This is a genomic window from Criibacterium bergeronii (assembly GCF_001693775.2).
Lineage (GTDB): Bacteria > Bacillota > Clostridia > Peptostreptococcales > Filifactoraceae > Peptoanaerobacter > Peptoanaerobacter bergeronii.
Genome location: NZ_MBEW02000005.1, coordinates 108722 through 124125, shown reverse-complemented (window position 1 = coordinate 124125; position 15404 = coordinate 108722). Strand labels below are relative to the sequence as shown.

Here is a 15404-nt window from a genome sequence, read left to right as displayed (position 1 = left end):
TATAACAACATTGTATGGTTCAATGTTGGCGAACATGATTTTTACGCCTATAGCTAATAAGCTTAAGGTTAATTCGGCAGTTGAAATGTTGGAAAGACAAATCATGCTTGAAGGTTTACTTTCTATACAAGCAGGTGAAAATCCAAGAATAATAGAAGAAAAACTTAAAGCGTTTTTGCCACCTTCACTTAGAAATTCTGCTGAACAAACTAAAGGGGAAGCATAAAAATGGCTAAGAAACAGGTAATAGAAGAAATTAAAATGGGTGCTCCAGAGTATATGAACACCTATGGTGACTTGATGACGCTTTTACTTTGCTTTTTCGTTTTACTTTTTGCTATGTCTAATGTCGATGCTAAAAAATTCGAGGCAATTGTAATGTCGTTTTCTGGCTCTCTTGGTATATTGGATGGTGGAGAGACAATAGTTAAGGACAGTGTCATTGACCAAGGGAGTGTATCTGATGGCACTAGCTCATATCAGATGGATATGCAAACTGTGACAGGCACAGAAACAGAAAATTTTGAACAGATGCAAAAACAAATTGAGGAATACTTACAGCAAAATAATTTGCAAGACGCAGTTGATGTAATAAATGAAGACCAAGGACTTTTATTGAGATTTCAAGATAGTGTACTTTTTGACCAAGGGAGTGCTACTGTGAAACAACAGTCCTATGTATTAATGAACTATGTAGGCAAAATGCTACTTTCTCCAAATTTTAGAGATAAATTTGTTAGTGTAGAAGGGCATACCGATAATGTACCAATTAGCAATTCAAGGTTTGCGTCTAACTGGGAGCTTTCGGTAGCAAGAGCTTGTAATGTAGTAAGATATTTAATTGAGCAAGGTAACATAGAACCAACGAGACTTACGGCTGCTGGTTATAGTGAATACCATCCTGTTGTAAAAAATGACAGTGTTCAGAATATGTCAAAAAACAGGAGAGTTGATATACTAATCATGAAATCAAAAAATGTAAAGTCACAAAATAGTGTAAATTAAGAGGTGTAAAGTGGACTCAAAAAAAATTACAATAATATCCATTGCTGTATTTGTAATGTCTTTACTTGTATTTGCTGCTACTGTAGTTTTGGTTGTATTTAGACAACCGGGGGAGCCGGGAGAGGCTAAAGTTGACAAAACAAAGACTGCTACGATTGAAATAGGCGATATTTCTACGCAGGTTGGTGCAACTGGAAGGTATTTTAAAGGCTATATATACATAGACGTAATCGGTAAAAAAACCCCTGATTTAGTTAGCAATAATATGCCTAAAATTAAAGATAAGATTATATCTACCATTTCATATTCTAAGCCATCTGATTTTACTACTGAACAAGGCTTTTTAGAATTGAAAAAGAGACTTATAAATAACATCAACGAATTATTAGGACAAGAAGTCGTTGTAGATGTATTTTTCTCTGAAAGGATACTTCAATAGTATAGGGGGTGTAGTCATTGGCAGATATACTGTCACAAAAAGAAATAGATGCTCTTCTTTCAGCTATAGGCGATGGTGATGTTTCTGTAGAAGATATCAAGGAAGATGCGAAAGAAGTAAAAATAAAAAATTATGACTTTAAAAGCCCTAAGAAGTTAGCCAAAGACCAGCTAAAGACAATGTCAATAATATATGACAACTATTCGAGAGTATTAAACACTTATCTTTCCGGCTATTTAAGGGTAATGACAGAAGTAAGCGTTTCATCTGTAGAAGAACTTTCTTACTATGAATTCAACAATTCAATCTCAAATCCTTCAATGATAGCGGTAATTGATTTTTCACCACTTCCTGGTCAAATAATATTTGAAACATCTTCTGCTGTATCATTTGCAATGATTGATAGAGTTCTTGGGGGAAATGGAATTAATTATTCTGAGAACAGAGAATTTTCAGAAATTGAACTAATAATCTTATCTAAACTTGTTAGGAACATGGTTAATTTCTTGCCTGAGGCTTGGGAGAATGTAATTGAGCTGTCACCTTCTCTACAGAAAATTGAATCGAATTCACAATTTGTGCAAATAGTTTCCCCGAATGAAACAGTAGCCCTGATTACAATGGCTATAAAAGTTGGGCACGTTGAGGGAATGATGAATATATGTATTCCACATATTGTTTTAGAACCTATAATACAACATTTATCTACAAACTTCTTGTTTTCAACCATTAAGAAAGAGGTTGAGGAAAAAGATAAGGCTGAGCTTGAAAGAAAGGTTAAAAATGCAAGCCTTGAAGCTCAAGTTATTTTGGGTGAAACTTATATATCTGTTGAAGATTTTATCTTTATGCAGGTTGGAGATGTAATTAAGCTAAACAAAAAAGTTGGAGAAGAATTCGAAGTAATCATAGATAATAAAATTAAATTCCTAGGTAATCCTGGAATACACAAGAAAAATATGGCATTAAAGATAAGTAAAGTAATAGAAAAGGAAGAAGGTGAAACAGATGAGTGATATGCTGTCTCAAGAAGAAATCAATGCCTTGTTAGCTGGCGGAAATACGTCGGATACTTCATCCGAAGGTCAAGCTCAAGAAAATCAAGCTATAGATGTGCAAAATAACACAGTTAGTTTGATAAATGAAGTACAATTTGAAGATGCTCTATCAGATATCGAAAAGGACGCAATTGGAGAAATCGGGAATATTAGTATGGGCTCAGCGGCTACTACAATGTTCACTCTTTTACAAAACAGAGTTGAGATAACTACTCCAAGAGTCATGCAAACTACAATTGCAGAAATAGCAAAAAAATATCCAATCCCTTTTATATCTGTATTTGTTAGATATTCGGTGGGTATTAATGGAACAAATTTGCTGATTTTAAAAGAAGACGACGTAAAAATTATTACTTCACTAATGATGGGCGGTGATGGAAAATCTGATTTACCGGATGAGTTAACTGATTTACATTTAAGTGCTATTTCAGAGGCTATGAATCAAATGATGGGGGCGTCTGCCACATCATTAGCTGAAATGATAGATAAAAAGGTCGATATTACTCCTCCTGTTGTAAATAAGGTTTCATTGGAGAATGGTAAGCTTGACCCAGGCGATATAGATATCAATGAGCCGGTAATTTGTACAGCTTTTGATATGACAATAGGTGATATTATTGACTCAGAAATAATGCAAATATTACCTATAGATTTTGCAAAATTACTCGTTGAAACAATGATGGGAGGAAAATCTAGTAAGGCAGAAGAACAACCTGAACCTAAGCAAGAAATTCCACCTCAATCTGATAATCAAATAAATCAGGAGCCATCTTATCAGATACCACCTCAGGTACAACCACAACCTATGCAGCAACCGCAACCTCAGATGCCTCCTCAACCACAAGGAATGCCTATGTATCAAGAACCGTATTATAGACAGCCACAACCACAGGTACAAGTCCAGCCAGTTCAATTTTCTAATTTTGATGCTAATATGTATCAGGACGCAAGATTACCTGAAAACATAGATTTGATTAAAGATGTAATGCTGAAAATTACCGTTGAATTGGGTAAGACAGTTAGACCGATAAATGAAATTTTAGATTTTAAACCGGGCAGTATAATTGAGCTAGATAAACTAGTTGGTGAATCACTAGATATTTTAGCAAATGGCAAAAAGATAGCTATGGGTGAAGTAGTCGTTATAGATGAAAATTATGGTATGAGAATTACTGATATTGTTAAACAAGAAAAAAAAGTACAATAATTTAAAAAATTGGAGGATATGAAATGGGAAAAGGTATATTATTAGTTGATGACGCGGCATTCATGAGAATGATGCTAAAAGACATCTTGGTAAAAGCCGGATATGAAGTTCTTGGAGAGGCTGAAAATGGAGCAAAGGCTGTAGAAAAGTACAAAGAACTTAATCCTGATTTAGTGATTATGGATATAACAATGCCTGAAATGGATGGCATTGAAGCAGTTAAAGAAATAAAGAAAAATTCACCTGATGCAACTGTTATAATGTGTTCTGCAATGGGACAACAAGCAATGGTAATAGAAGCTATACAGTCAGGCGCTAAAGACTTTATTGTTAAACCTTTCCAAGCTGATAGAATACTAGAAGCGGTTAAAAAAGTAATTGGATAGTTCCTTGGGTATACTGGTTGTACAAATTATTTTGTACATAGCTTTAATAGCAGGAATGATGTTTGCACTCAAAAAGAGCATGAAATATTATCAAAAAAAGGATAATAAGTTTGGCAAGGCTATTAAAATTGTCGAAATAGCATATATTTCAAAAGATAGGCAGTTAATGATAGTAGAGCTTCAAAATAAGAAGTATTTTTTAGGAGTTGCTAATAACTCCTTTACACTTATTAAGGAATTGGATTCAGAAAATGATAAACTGCAATAAAAATTTAAGGCGATTTGTTTTTCCAATTTTAATTTTATTATGTATGTTTTGCATAGGGGATATTGTTTCTTTTGCAACTTCCAATATAGCATCGCCTCAGGCTCCTGTTATACCAAATATATCTGTTAATCTTGGCACTACGTCGAATAGTACAGATTTAGCTGATTCTATAACATTGCTTTTATTTTTCACAGTATTATCATTATTACCTAGTATTCTAATAATGATGACAAGCTTTACAAGAATAGCTGTAATCTTGTCTTTTTTAAAGCAGGCTATGGGTACTTCTCAGTCTATACCTTCTCAAGTAATGATTGGACTTGCACTGTTTTTGACATTTTTCATCATGGCACCGGTTGGCAATGAGGCATATCAAAATGGTTTAAAACCATATTTTGACAAGCAAATTACTCAGCAAGAAGCCATTGATAATTCTATGCTACCATTAAGAAATTTCATGTATAGACAAACTCGTGAATCTGATTTGAAGCTTTTTATAGAATTGTCCAAGGATGAAAAATTAAATAAAAAAGATTTGAAACTAGAAGAAATTCCAAATTCTGTTTTAATACCATCATTTATAATCAGTGAGCTAAAAACAGGGTTTCAAGTTGGATTTTTACTATTCATCCCATTTATAATTATTGACATGGTTGTCTCATCAACACTTATGTCTATGGGTATGATGATGTTGCCCCCTATGATGATATCTATGCCATTTAAAATACTCTTATTTGTATTAGTTGATGGTTGGGACCTTATTGTAAGGTCTATTGTATTAGGATTTAGATAGGAGTTTAAATTATGGATGTAGATGTTGTAGTTTTAATATTTCAACAAGCTGCTTTTATGATACTTTTATTATCTGCTCCCATGTTGGTAATTGGTTTAGGGGTTGGACTTTTGGTTTCGGTATTTCAAGCGACTACACAAATACAAGAAGCTACATTGTCTTTTGTGCCAAAAATAGTTGCGGTTTTATTGTCGCTGGTTATTTTTGGACCATGGATGATTTCTACGATAGTAGGTTTTACAAGAAACTTATTTTTAAGTATAAATGGATTTATAAGTTAAAATTTTGAATAGGGAATATTATGACAGTTGATGTTGTAACGTTTGTAATGAGGTCATTAGATGTATACCTCCTCATATTTTCTCGAATAATTGGAATTATGACTACTGTCCCCGTTTTTTCGAGAAACAATATTCCTGCTCCTCTAAAGGTAGGATTAAGTATGATAATTTCATATATAATTCTACCTTTTATAATACAAAAGACGAATTTACAAGTTGGCACAGCTGAATTTTTGTTTTTGTGTATGAAAGAGGTTCTACTTGGATTTTTTATTGGACTTTGTGCACAGATGGTTTTTAATGTTTTTGTAGGAGCTGGGTCAAATGCAGACATACAGATAGGACTGTCAATGGCTAATGTTATAGACCCATCAACTGGAGCTAATAATACACTAACTGGACTTTTATTCAATACTTTTGCATATCTACTTTTATTTGCTGCTGATGCACATCATTTAATTATTAGGGCAATTGTTAACTCCTTTAATATGGTTCCGGTTGGGCAGTCACAAATTTACAGTCAAAATTTGTTGCCATATATTGCTAAGCTGGTTTCATATTTTATGGTTGCATCGTTGTTAATAGTAATGCCAATTATTATTACATTGTTCTTAGGGAATATATTATTAGCGTTTATGGCTAAGGTTATGCCACAAATGAATGTATTCATAGTTGGGATGCCATTTAAAATATTAGTCGGTTTTTCAATCATTTATTTTACTATGCCTTTTATAAAAACATTAATATTTGGCGTATTTGAGCAAATGATAGAATTTGTATATATGTTTTTGAGGATAGTTTAGGTAGATTTAACTATGTCTAGGTGAGAATTTGGATAAGCTAATAAAAATAGACCTACAGTTTTTTGGTGAAAAAACTGAAGAGGCAACTCCTAAAAAAAGACAAGATACAAGAAAAAAAGGTAATGTTCTACAAAGCAAGGAGCTTACTGGTGCTGTTACTTTAATTGTTGCTGTATATAGTGTACAGATTTTTGGAGGAAGAATTTTAGACAATTTAAGTAAAGCTATGTATTATTTTATAGAGTTGGCTTACAAGAATAGCTCTATTAGTAACATAGAAGCTTACTTATTGATGCTAAAAGCTCTCACTTTTACAGTAATTGATGTGTTATATATTCTTATACCAACATTTTTTACAGCTTTTATAGTACAAAGAATGCAGGTAGGGACACTGTTTACAACTGAACCACTACAACCCAAGCTTGATAGATTAAACCCAATTTCGGGTTTAAAAAGAATGTTTTCTATGCAGGCTGTAATGAACCTTGTAAAATCTTTACTAAAAATTATTTTAGTCGGGTATGTTGGATATATATATTTAGTGAATAATTTGCCATTAGTTTTGAAATCATATCAACTTACTAGTCAAAAATTTTCTTATATGATGGGGTATCTTAGTATAAATATGGCAACAAGGATGGCGTTTGTAATATTTTTACTGGGAGTATTTGATTATATATATCAAAGGTATAGCTATAATAAAAACATAAAGATGTCTAAGCAAGAAGTAAAAGAAGAAATGAAACAAAGTGAGGGAGACCCTCAGATTAAGTCGAAAATTAAACAAAAGCAAAGGGAAGCTGCTATGAGAAGAATGATGCAGGAGCTTCCAAAAGCTGATGTAATAATTACAAACCCTACACATTTTGCAGTAGCGTTAAAATATGACGAAGAAAAATATGATGCACCATATGTAGTAGCAAAGGGTCAGGACTACATAGCACAAAAAATTAAAGAAAAAGCAAAAAGCTTTGATATACCAATTATTGAAAATAAGCCTTTAGCACGAGCATTATATGCTCAGGTTGATATAAATCAAATGATAACACCAAAACTTTATGAAGCAGTAGCTGAAGTATTGGCGTATGTTATGAATTTAAAAAAAGCTAAAAGATAAGTTATAATATTTTATGAAAGGGAATTGGATGAAGACAGGTGATATAGTAGTATCAATAGCAATAGTCGGTCTTATTTTGATGATAATCATACCTATGCCAGCATTTTTGGTAGATATTATGTTATCAGCAAATATATCTCTATCTTTGCTAATTCTTTTATTGGCAATGTTTAATACTGAAGCATTGGACTTTTCGGTCTTTCCTTCGATATTGTTGATTACGACAATTTATCGTATAGCGTTAAACATTACTACAACTAGATACATATTATTAAAAGGTGATGCCGGTGAGGTTATCAATGCTTTTGGAAACTTTGTTATGGGTGGTAACCCGGTAGTAGGATTTATAGTATTCATAATAATAGTTTTTGTAAACTTTATGGTTATTACAAAAGGCTCTGAGAGGGTTTCAGAAGTTGCTGCAAGATTTACTTTGGATGCTATGCCTGGTAAACAGATGGCTATAGATGCAGACCTTAATTCAGGAATGATTGATGAAGCTCAAGCAAGGGTTAGAAGAGAAAAAATTCAAAAAGAGGCAGACTTTTATGGCTCAATGGATGGTGCTACCAAGTTTGTTAAAGGTGACTCTATAGCAGGAATTGTAATTACTTTTATAAACCTTATCGGTGGTATAATTATGGGTATTGTATACCTTGATTTGACTGCTGGAGAGGCTCTTGGTAGATTTGCATTGTTGTCTGTTGGCGATGGCTTAGTATCATCCATTCCATCATTATTAATATCTACTGCTACAGGTATAATTGTTACAAGGTCTGCATCTGAAGGAAGTCTAGGTGCAGATTTAAGAATACAACTTCTTAGAAAACCCGTTGTAATGTTTATAGTTGCTGGGGTATTATTTGCTTTGTCACTTACCCCACTTCCAACTATACCATTTTTGTTTCTATCACTTATATTCGTCATTGCAGGTTTTTCAACTAGAAAAGCAGAGCTTGCACCATCACAAGAGCAAGAAGATGCTGCGTCTGCACAAGAGGATATTGAGGAAATTAGGAGACCGGAAAATGTACTACCTCTTTTAAATATTGACTCAATAGAGCTGGAATTTGGATATGGAATTATACCACTTGCTGATAAGACACAAGGTGGAGATTTATTCGATAGACTTGTTATGATTAGGAGACAATGTGCTCTTGAAATGGGTATAATTGTGCCTATGATAAGACTAAGAGACAACATTCAATTACAGCCAAATGAATATATTATAAAAATTAAAGGTGTGAAAGTAGCTGAGGGTTCAGTAATATTTGACCACTATCTAGCGATGAACCCTGGAAATGCAAAAGGAGAAATTGAAGGTATTGATACATTTGAGCCATCATTTGGGCTTCCTGCAAAATGGATAGACGGCAGAGAAAGAGAAAAAGCAGAAATATATGGATATACAGTAGTTGACCCTCCATCAATTATATCTACACATTTGACGGAAATTATAAAACGTCATGCTCATGAATTGCTTGGAAGACAAGATGTAAAAATGCTTGTAGAAAATTTAAAGCAAACACAACCTGCTCTAGTAGACGAGGTGACACCTGCACTCCTATCTTTAGGAGAAATTCAAAAAGTATTGTCAGATTTATTAAGAGAATATGTATCTATAAGAAATCTTACAACAATAATGGAAGCTCTTGCAGATTATGCCTTGGTAACTAAAGATACAGATATGCTTACAGAATATGTAAGACAATCAATGTTTAGAAGTATAACAAACCAGTTCATACCAAATGGTACAGCAAAAGTTGTCACTGTTGACCCAGCATTAGAAAAGGTTATTATGGACAGTTTGCAAACTACAGAAACAGGAACATATATGGCACTTGACCCATCTTCATCCAAGAAATTAGCGAACAAAATCACTTCTGAAATAGAAAAATTAGTATCTACAGGTGAATCTCCAATAATAATTACTGCTCCTGTTGTGAGATTTTATCTCAAAAGATTTGTTGAACAAATTAATAATGAAATAGTTGTTCTGTCTTACAATGAAATAGATCCGACAGCTAAAATTCAGTCTATAGGGATGGTGAGTCTATAATGCAGGTAAAAAAATTTATCGGGGAATCAATACCTCAGGTAATGGCACAAATAAGAAAAGAATTTGGTAATGATGCAATTATATTGCAGACTAATAAAGTTAAAAAAGGTGGATTTTTTGGATTTTTTTCTAAGGAACAAGTAGAAATTTTAGCTGCATCTGATGCAGCAAACAGGACGACAAAAAAGACAGAAAAAGTATCTACTAGCCAAAATATTGCATCTAATGATTTTAAAGCTCATCTTGACAAGCTTAATGAAGTATCAAGAATTCAAAAAAAACAGCCAATTACTGATGAAGTAAATTTGGAAAACAAATATAAAAAAACACCTACCCAAAGTATAGAAAAACAAAATACAGAAAACATTCATAATCAGGCTAAAGTAGTCCAAGAGTTGGACGAAATGAAACACACATTAAATAAGTTAAGTAGCAAAATAAACGAAGCATTTAAGACTGAAGAAGAAGAAAAAACAGAAATAGAATTAAAGGAAAATATCAAAAAGCTAGTAGACTTAGGAGTGTCTGAAGTATTTTCAGCAAAAATTATAAATAGTATTACACAAAAAAACCAAAAGGTTAATTTTGAAACAGTAAAAAACGAAATTAAGTCACAGTTTTCTGCAATTGACTTCGATGAGCATACTGACTATTCTAAAAATGTAATCTTTGTAGGCTCTACAGGTGTTGGAAAGACTACTACATTGGCTAAGATTGCATCAAAAAATATGATTGAGAATAAAAATAAAATAGGTTTTTTGACCCTTGATACATACAGGATTTCTGCTGTAGAGCAATTAAAAACCTATGCAGATATACTTTCATCACCAATAGAAGTAGCCTATGAAATAAATGATATATCTACTGCAATGGACAGACTTTCAAACAGAGATAGAATATATATAGACACAGCAGGCAGGTCTCATCACAATAAAAAACAAATGGCTGAATTAAAGGAAATAATAGATATTATAGAGGATAAGACTGTTTACCTAGTCATTTCAGCAAACATAAACTTAAATGATATAATAGATATAATAAAAATGTATGAATTTTTAGAAGAATATGGTATAATAGTTACCAAACTGGATGAGACATTAAGTAGTGGTTCAGTGCTTGACATAATTAATCTTACACAAAAAAACATCTCCTACATTACATTTGGGCAAAACGTCCCGGATGATATGGAAAAATTTGATATTGATATGTATTTGACAGAGTTGCTAAAGGAGACGTTTAGATGATGCAAGACCAAGCTCAAAACCTGAGAGAAGTATTATCAGAGTCAAGTAAGGTTGCGGTAGCTGGGCATCAAAGGACAGCAAATTTTATTTGTATCTCAAGTGGTAAAGGTGGAGTTGGAAAGTCTAACTTCACTGCAAATCTTGCTAAAGAGCTATCAAACAGAGGTAAAAAAGTAGTAATAATAGATGCAGACTTAGGACTGGCGAACATAGAGATATTATTTGGAGTTGTAGTAAAGAACAACTTTTTTGATGTGATTAAGGGAGATTTAGGCATAAAAGACATTATGACAGTTGTAGCTCCAAATCTATCAATAATTTCAGGAGGCTCTGGCATACTTGAAATGGCAGATGTTGATGAGATTAAATTAAAAAAAGTTGTCACGTCATTATCATACCTAAATAATGTTTCGGATTATGTTCTGATTGATACAGGAGCAGGAATATCAAATGTGGTAACATCTTTTGCCCAAATAGCGTCTGAACTGATAGTTATAACTACAACTGAGCCAACATCTATAGCAGACTCTTACGCACTTATCAAAGTTGTATCAAACAAAGATAGAAATAAAAAAATTAGTCTTGTGATAAATAAAGCTGATAATCAAAAAGAGGCTAATGAGGTATTTACAAATATCAATGCTGTAGCTGAAAAATTTATAAATAAAAAATTGGAATATTTAGGATTCATTTACGAAGATCCAAATGTTGCAAGAGCAGTTAAGAAACAAAAGCCTATAATAGAAACTGCACCACAAAATAGAGTATCGAAATGTATAGTAGCTATTTGTGACAAGGTCACAAAGGAAGAAACGACAAATCAGAGTCAAAATTTTTCTAATTTTATTGATAAATTCAAAGGGTTGTTTAGGAAGGTGTAATCCGTGCTTTACTATATAAGTCAATTTCAAAATATTAATTTAATTTACAAAAAAAAGAATGGTGAAAACGAGGAATATGCCAGCAGAGTAATTAGTCTAGATTCAGAGATTGAACTTATGGTAGAAAATCCGAGTAAAGAAGGCAAAGAAGTGCGTTTTTTAAACGGAACAAGGTTAGATGTGGTCTTTCAAGTAGAAAATCACGGCTTGCATAGCTTTGAAACAGAAATTGTTGCAAAGGTTAGAGAGAAAATAAATTTATTGAAATTACGAAGACTAGGAGAAGTTAAAAAACTACAACGAAGAAATTTCTACAGAGTAAAATCTGACCTTGACGTTATAGTCAGAAGGTTGGGAGATGTAATTTTTGAAGAGACGATTATTTTGGACATTAGTGGTGGAGGATTAAAATTTCTTTCGAGACAAGATTTTAAATTAGGAGACCTTGTAGAATTAAACATCACATTATTAGGAGAAGATTTAGATTTAGAAGCGAAGGTTGTTAAAGTTGACAAAATAGGTTTTGGTAAATCTGAAGTAAGTGTTGAGTTTTATGACTTATATGAGGATGACCAGAATGTTATTGTAAAATATGTATTTGAAAAACAAAGAAGAGAAATTAAAAGAAGGAATAATTCAAAATGAATAGGAATTTAAAATTATTAATAGTAGATGATTCCGCCTTCATCAGGAAAATTCTAACTAATATATTCTCAGCAGATGAAGATTTTATTAAGATTGACACCGCACAAAATGGGAAGTCTGCGTTAGAATTAGTAGCAAAAAATGACTATGATGTTATTACACTTGATGTGGAGATGCCAATATTAAACGGTATTGAAACATTGAAAAAAATTATGGAAATGAAAAAGACTCCGGTAGTAATGTTAAGCTCACTTACTACTGAAGGAGCGGATATAACATTAGACGCATTGGAGTATGGTGCGGTCGACTTTATTGCAAAGCCGCAAAATATTTTTACAGTGCAGGGAGAGAGACTTGCAAATGAGATAAAAGATAAAGTAAAAGCAGTTGCAAGAGTAAATGTTATGTCTTATATGAGACATCAAAATGCTACGTTAGACAGAATTACAAGTAATGAAGTTGAAACTAAAAAGCAAACTCCTTTTCAAAAAACAGCAAGTGGGGATATCGTTAAAAAAATTATTGCTATAGGTACCTCCACAGGAGGACCGAGAGCTTTACATGAGGTTATTCCAAGTATAAAAGGTAATATAAATGCTCCGGTTTTAATAGTACAGCATATGCCAAAGGGATTCACAAAATCTCTAGCGGAAAGACTAGATTCGTTTTCTTCACTTTCAGTGAAGGAAGCTGAAGATGGGGAATTATTAAAAAATGGAGTTGCTTATGTAGCACCTGGTGGACTACAAATGAAGATAACATCTGTTGATAAAGATAAATTCAAAATTAATCTTGAAAATTCTGCTCCGGTAAATGGACACAAGCCGTCAGTAGATGCAATGATGGAGTCTGTTTCACAAAGCAAAGTAGATGAAGTTGTAGCAGTTATAATGACTGGTATGGGCGGTGATGGAGCAAATGGTCTAGCTAAGCTAAAAGATGTAAAAAGAGCAGTTACTATTGCTGAGGACGAATCTACTTGCGTAGTTTTTGGTATGCCTAAAGTAGCAATACAAACAGGCAAGGTTGATAAAGTTTTACCCTTGCGTGAAATATCACGCGAGATTAATAAAATTATGGGGGTATGAAAATGTTTAATTTTGACCAATACATTGATATTTTCTTAGACGAGTCTAGAGAACATCTGCAAAACCTAAACGAATGTCTGCTAAGAATAGAAGATAATCCAAATGATATGGAAACTGTTAATGAAATTTTTAGAATTGCCCATACACTAAAGGGAATGTCGGGTACAATGGGTTTCACAAATATGCAAAAATTGACCCATAAGATGGAAAATGTATTAGATGGTATCCGTTCTCAAAAAATAGTTGTAAACAGAGACATAATCGATACACTTTTCGAGGGCTTAGACGTGCTTGAAGGACAAGTAAAAAACATAGAAACAGAAGGTAAAGAACAAAATATTGATATTACGGATTTAGTTACTAGACTTGAAAGCATTGAATCCGGCGGAACAGTAACTCAAGAAACAAAAAGCAACGAGCAGACGGCTTCTGCATCACAGACAGATAGTACAAATGGACTATCTTTAAATTTGTCTGAAACAGATAAAGATGCACTCTATAGCTCATTATCTCAAGCAATAAGCTCAGGAATGAGTGTATATAAGGCGGATGTATATGTAGATGAAAAATGTATGCTTAAATCTGCTAGAGCATTTATAGTGTATAAAAATGTTGAAGATATTGGAGAAATAGTATACTCAAATCCATCTTCTGACGATTTGGAAAAAGAATCTTTTGAAGGACAATTTAGTCTTTTAGTTTTAACACAAGAATCAGTAGATGAGCTAAAAGGATTAATAGAAAATGTTTCAGAAATTACAAAAGTTGAAGTAAGTGCTTTTGACATCGAAAACTTAAAGCAAAAAGAACAACCACAAGAAGTAAAACAAGAACAACCAGCTACTCAAGCACCTCAGTCAGAATTAAAACCGGTAGAGCCTCAGCAAACAGCAGCACCTCAGATAGCAGCTCAATCTACAAAGGCAAGTGCTCCTGCTGACGCTAAAAAGACAGAATCCAGAGCAAATAAATCTTCTAAGACTATAAGGGTTGATACAGATAGATTAGATAATCTTATGAACCTAGTAAGTGAGCTTATAATCGTAAAAACTAGACTAGAAGATAGCGAGATATTTAGCAAACGCCAAAATATGACAGATGCTATAGAATATTTGGAAAGAGTTACAACTAGCCTACACGATGCAGTTACTAAGGTTAGAATGGTGCCTATAGAAAGAGTATTCAACAGATTCCCAAGAGTTGTAAGAGACTTATCAAAGGATTTAAATAAAGAAATAGAACTAATAATGGAAGGTGAAGAAACAGAAGTTGACAGAACTGTTATCGATGAGATAGGAGACCCACTAATTCACTTACTGAGAAATTCTGCTGACCATGGTATTGAATCACCTGAAGAAAGAATTGCAAAGGGCAAAAATGAAAAAGGAACAGTAAGATTAATAGCTTTCCAAGACGGGAATACTGTTGTTATAGAAGTAACCGATGATGGTGCTGGTATAAATGTTGAAAAAGTAAAAGAAAAAGCAATTGAAAGAGGAATACTTTCAAAAGAGCAAGCTGATGAAATGGATGCCAACAGGGCGGCTGAATTGATATTTGCAGCAGGTTTTTCAACAGCTGACCATATCAGTAATGTATCAGGTAGAGGGGTCGGACTGGATGTAGTTAAAAACAAGATAGAAACACTTAGCGGTACAGTTGAAGTAAAAACTGAAAAAGACAAGGGTTCAGCATTTATAATAAGACTTCCGCTTACATTAGCGATTATCCAAGCACTTCTTGTTATTATCGGAGATGAAAAATATGCAATACCACTAAATAACATCAAAGAGATAACAGATATAAACACTGAAAATATTAGAAACATTGAAGGTAAAGAAATTATACTTTACAGAGATACACCTCTTGAATTAAAGCGAATGTCCGAGGTAATGGAAGTTGAAAATAGCGAAAGAAAACAAGGTACAGTAACTGTAGTAATAGTTAGAAAAGGTGATAAGGACTTAGGACTTATTGTAGATTCCTTAATAGGTCAACAAGAAATAGTAATAAAATCACTAGGACCATATCTGCACTTTGTTAAATTAATTGCTGGAGCAACTATACTAGGTAATGGTGGAGTTGCATTAATCATAGATACCAATGAAATATTTAATTAGGAGGTCTATA

General features: G+C 33.1%; 16 protein-coding genes and 1 pseudogene. All 17 read left to right on the top strand.

Features of this window, described 5'->3' with window-relative positions:
- Positions 1-226: pseudogene (locus BBG48_RS03880) on the top strand (motility protein A); the annotation flags it as partial.
- Positions 227-228: 2 nt separating this feature from the next.
- On the top strand, positions 229-1005 hold the full coding sequence (locus tag BBG48_RS03875; protein ID WP_068911414.1) for a flagellar motor protein MotB: 777 nt from the start codon (positions 229-231) through the stop codon (positions 1003-1005).
- A gap of 10 nt (positions 1006-1015) precedes the next feature.
- The gene (locus tag BBG48_RS03870; RefSeq protein WP_068911412.1) at positions 1016-1444 is read left to right on the top strand and encodes a flagellar basal body-associated FliL family protein; all 429 of its coding nucleotides are present in this window, start codon (positions 1016-1018) and stop codon (positions 1442-1444) included.
- A gap of 17 nt (positions 1445-1461) precedes the next feature.
- Positions 1462-2460 carry a flagellar motor switch protein FliM gene (gene fliM, locus BBG48_RS03865; RefSeq protein WP_068911410.1) on the top strand — a complete coding sequence of 333 codons (999 nt, stop codon included), beginning with the start codon at positions 1462-1464 and terminating at the stop codon, positions 2458-2460.
- A complete protein-coding gene (fliY, locus tag BBG48_RS03860) occupies positions 2453-3709 on the top strand; it encodes a flagellar motor switch phosphatase FliY (protein WP_068911409.1) in 1257 nt (418 codons plus the stop codon). The genes fliM and fliY overlap by 8 nt, the downstream gene beginning before the upstream one ends.
- A gap of 23 nt (positions 3710-3732) precedes the next feature.
- Positions 3733-4095, top strand: a complete 363-nt coding sequence (locus tag BBG48_RS03855) for a response regulator (RefSeq protein ID WP_068911407.1) — start codon at positions 3733-3735, stop codon at positions 4093-4095.
- Positions 4096-4153: 58 nt separating this feature from the next.
- The gene (locus BBG48_RS03850; RefSeq protein WP_185959805.1) at positions 4154-4363 is read left to right on the top strand and encodes a flagellar biosynthetic protein FliO; all 210 of its coding nucleotides are present in this window, start codon (positions 4154-4156) and stop codon (positions 4361-4363) included.
- The gene (gene fliP / locus BBG48_RS03845; protein ID WP_068911405.1) at positions 4347-5156 is read left to right on the top strand and encodes a flagellar type III secretion system pore protein FliP; all 810 of its coding nucleotides are present in this window, start codon (positions 4347-4349) and stop codon (positions 5154-5156) included. Before BBG48_RS03850 ends, fliP begins: the two co-directional genes overlap by 17 nt.
- 11 nt (positions 5157-5167) lie before the next feature.
- Positions 5168-5437 (top strand): flagellar biosynthesis protein FliQ, encoded by a 270-nt coding sequence (gene fliQ, locus BBG48_RS03840; RefSeq protein ID WP_068911403.1) that lies wholly within the window; start codon positions 5168-5170, stop codon positions 5435-5437.
- Positions 5438-5457: 20 nt separating this feature from the next.
- On the top strand, positions 5458-6240 hold the full coding sequence (gene fliR, locus BBG48_RS03835) for a flagellar biosynthetic protein FliR (protein ID WP_068911401.1): 783 nt from the start codon (positions 5458-5460) through the stop codon (positions 6238-6240).
- A gap of 28 nt (positions 6241-6268) precedes the next feature.
- Positions 6269-7357, top strand: a complete 1089-nt coding sequence (flhB, locus tag BBG48_RS03830; protein ID WP_068911400.1) for a flagellar biosynthesis protein FlhB — start codon at positions 6269-6271, stop codon at positions 7355-7357.
- 28 nt (positions 7358-7385) lie between these two features.
- Positions 7386-9416, top strand: a complete 2031-nt coding sequence (gene flhA / locus BBG48_RS03825) for a flagellar biosynthesis protein FlhA (protein ID WP_068911397.1) — start codon at positions 7386-7388, stop codon at positions 9414-9416.
- Positions 9416-10660, top strand: a complete 1245-nt coding sequence (gene flhF / locus BBG48_RS03820; protein WP_068911395.1) for a flagellar biosynthesis protein FlhF — start codon at positions 9416-9418, stop codon at positions 10658-10660. Before flhA ends, flhF begins: the two co-directional genes overlap by 1 nt.
- Entirely contained in the window at positions 10657-11541 is an 885-nt protein-coding gene (locus BBG48_RS03815) for a MinD/ParA family protein (protein ID WP_068911394.1), read from the top strand. Before flhF ends, BBG48_RS03815 begins: the two co-directional genes overlap by 4 nt.
- A gap of 3 nt (positions 11542-11544) precedes the next feature.
- Positions 11545-12186 carry a flagellar brake protein gene (locus BBG48_RS03810; RefSeq protein ID WP_068911392.1) on the top strand — a complete coding sequence of 214 codons (642 nt, stop codon included), beginning with the start codon at positions 11545-11547 and terminating at the stop codon, positions 12184-12186.
- A complete protein-coding gene (locus BBG48_RS03805; protein WP_068911391.1) occupies positions 12183-13274 on the top strand; it encodes a protein-glutamate methylesterase/protein-glutamine glutaminase in 1092 nt (363 codons plus the stop codon). The genes BBG48_RS03810 and BBG48_RS03805 overlap by 4 nt, the downstream gene beginning before the upstream one ends.
- Positions 13275-13276: 2 nt before the next feature.
- Complete coding sequence (locus BBG48_RS03800) at positions 13277-15394, top strand: chemotaxis protein CheA (protein ID WP_068911389.1); 2118 nt, start codon at positions 13277-13279, stop codon at positions 15392-15394.
- The last annotated feature ends 10 nt before the right edge of the window (positions 15395-15404 follow it).

What these genes read in the sequence shown, in the direction of transcription:
- BBG48_RS03875 (WP_068911414.1), top strand. Translation starts at nt 229, where the DNA reads ATGGCTAAGAAACAGGTAATAGAAGAAATTAAAATGGGTGCTCCAGAG.
- fliY (WP_068911409.1), top strand. Translation starts at nt 2,453, where the DNA reads ATGAGTGATATGCTGTCTCAAGAAGAAATCAATGCCTTGTTAGCTGGC.
- BBG48_RS03855 (WP_068911407.1), top strand. Translation starts at nt 3,733, where the DNA reads ATGGGAAAAGGTATATTATTAGTTGATGACGCGGCATTCATGAGAATG.
- BBG48_RS03850 (WP_185959805.1), top strand. Translation starts at nt 4,154, where the DNA reads ATGTTTGCACTCAAAAAGAGCATGAAATATTATCAAAAAAAGGATAAT.
- fliP (WP_068911405.1), top strand. Translation starts at nt 4,347, where the DNA reads ATGATAAACTGCAATAAAAATTTAAGGCGATTTGTTTTTCCAATTTTA.
- fliQ (WP_068911403.1), top strand. Translation starts at nt 5,168, where the DNA reads ATGGATGTAGATGTTGTAGTTTTAATATTTCAACAAGCTGCTTTTATG.
- fliR (WP_068911401.1), top strand. Translation starts at nt 5,458, where the DNA reads ATGACAGTTGATGTTGTAACGTTTGTAATGAGGTCATTAGATGTATAC.
- flhA (WP_068911397.1), top strand. Translation starts at nt 7,386, where the DNA reads ATGAAGACAGGTGATATAGTAGTATCAATAGCAATAGTCGGTCTTATT.
- flhF (WP_068911395.1), top strand. Translation starts at nt 9,416, where the DNA reads ATGCAGGTAAAAAAATTTATCGGGGAATCAATACCTCAGGTAATGGCA.
- BBG48_RS03815 (WP_068911394.1), top strand. Translation starts at nt 10,657, where the DNA reads ATGATGCAAGACCAAGCTCAAAACCTGAGAGAAGTATTATCAGAGTCA.
- BBG48_RS03805 (WP_068911391.1), top strand. Translation starts at nt 12,183, where the DNA reads ATGAATAGGAATTTAAAATTATTAATAGTAGATGATTCCGCCTTCATC.
- BBG48_RS03800 (WP_068911389.1), top strand. Translation starts at nt 13,277, where the DNA reads ATGTTTAATTTTGACCAATACATTGATATTTTCTTAGACGAGTCTAGA.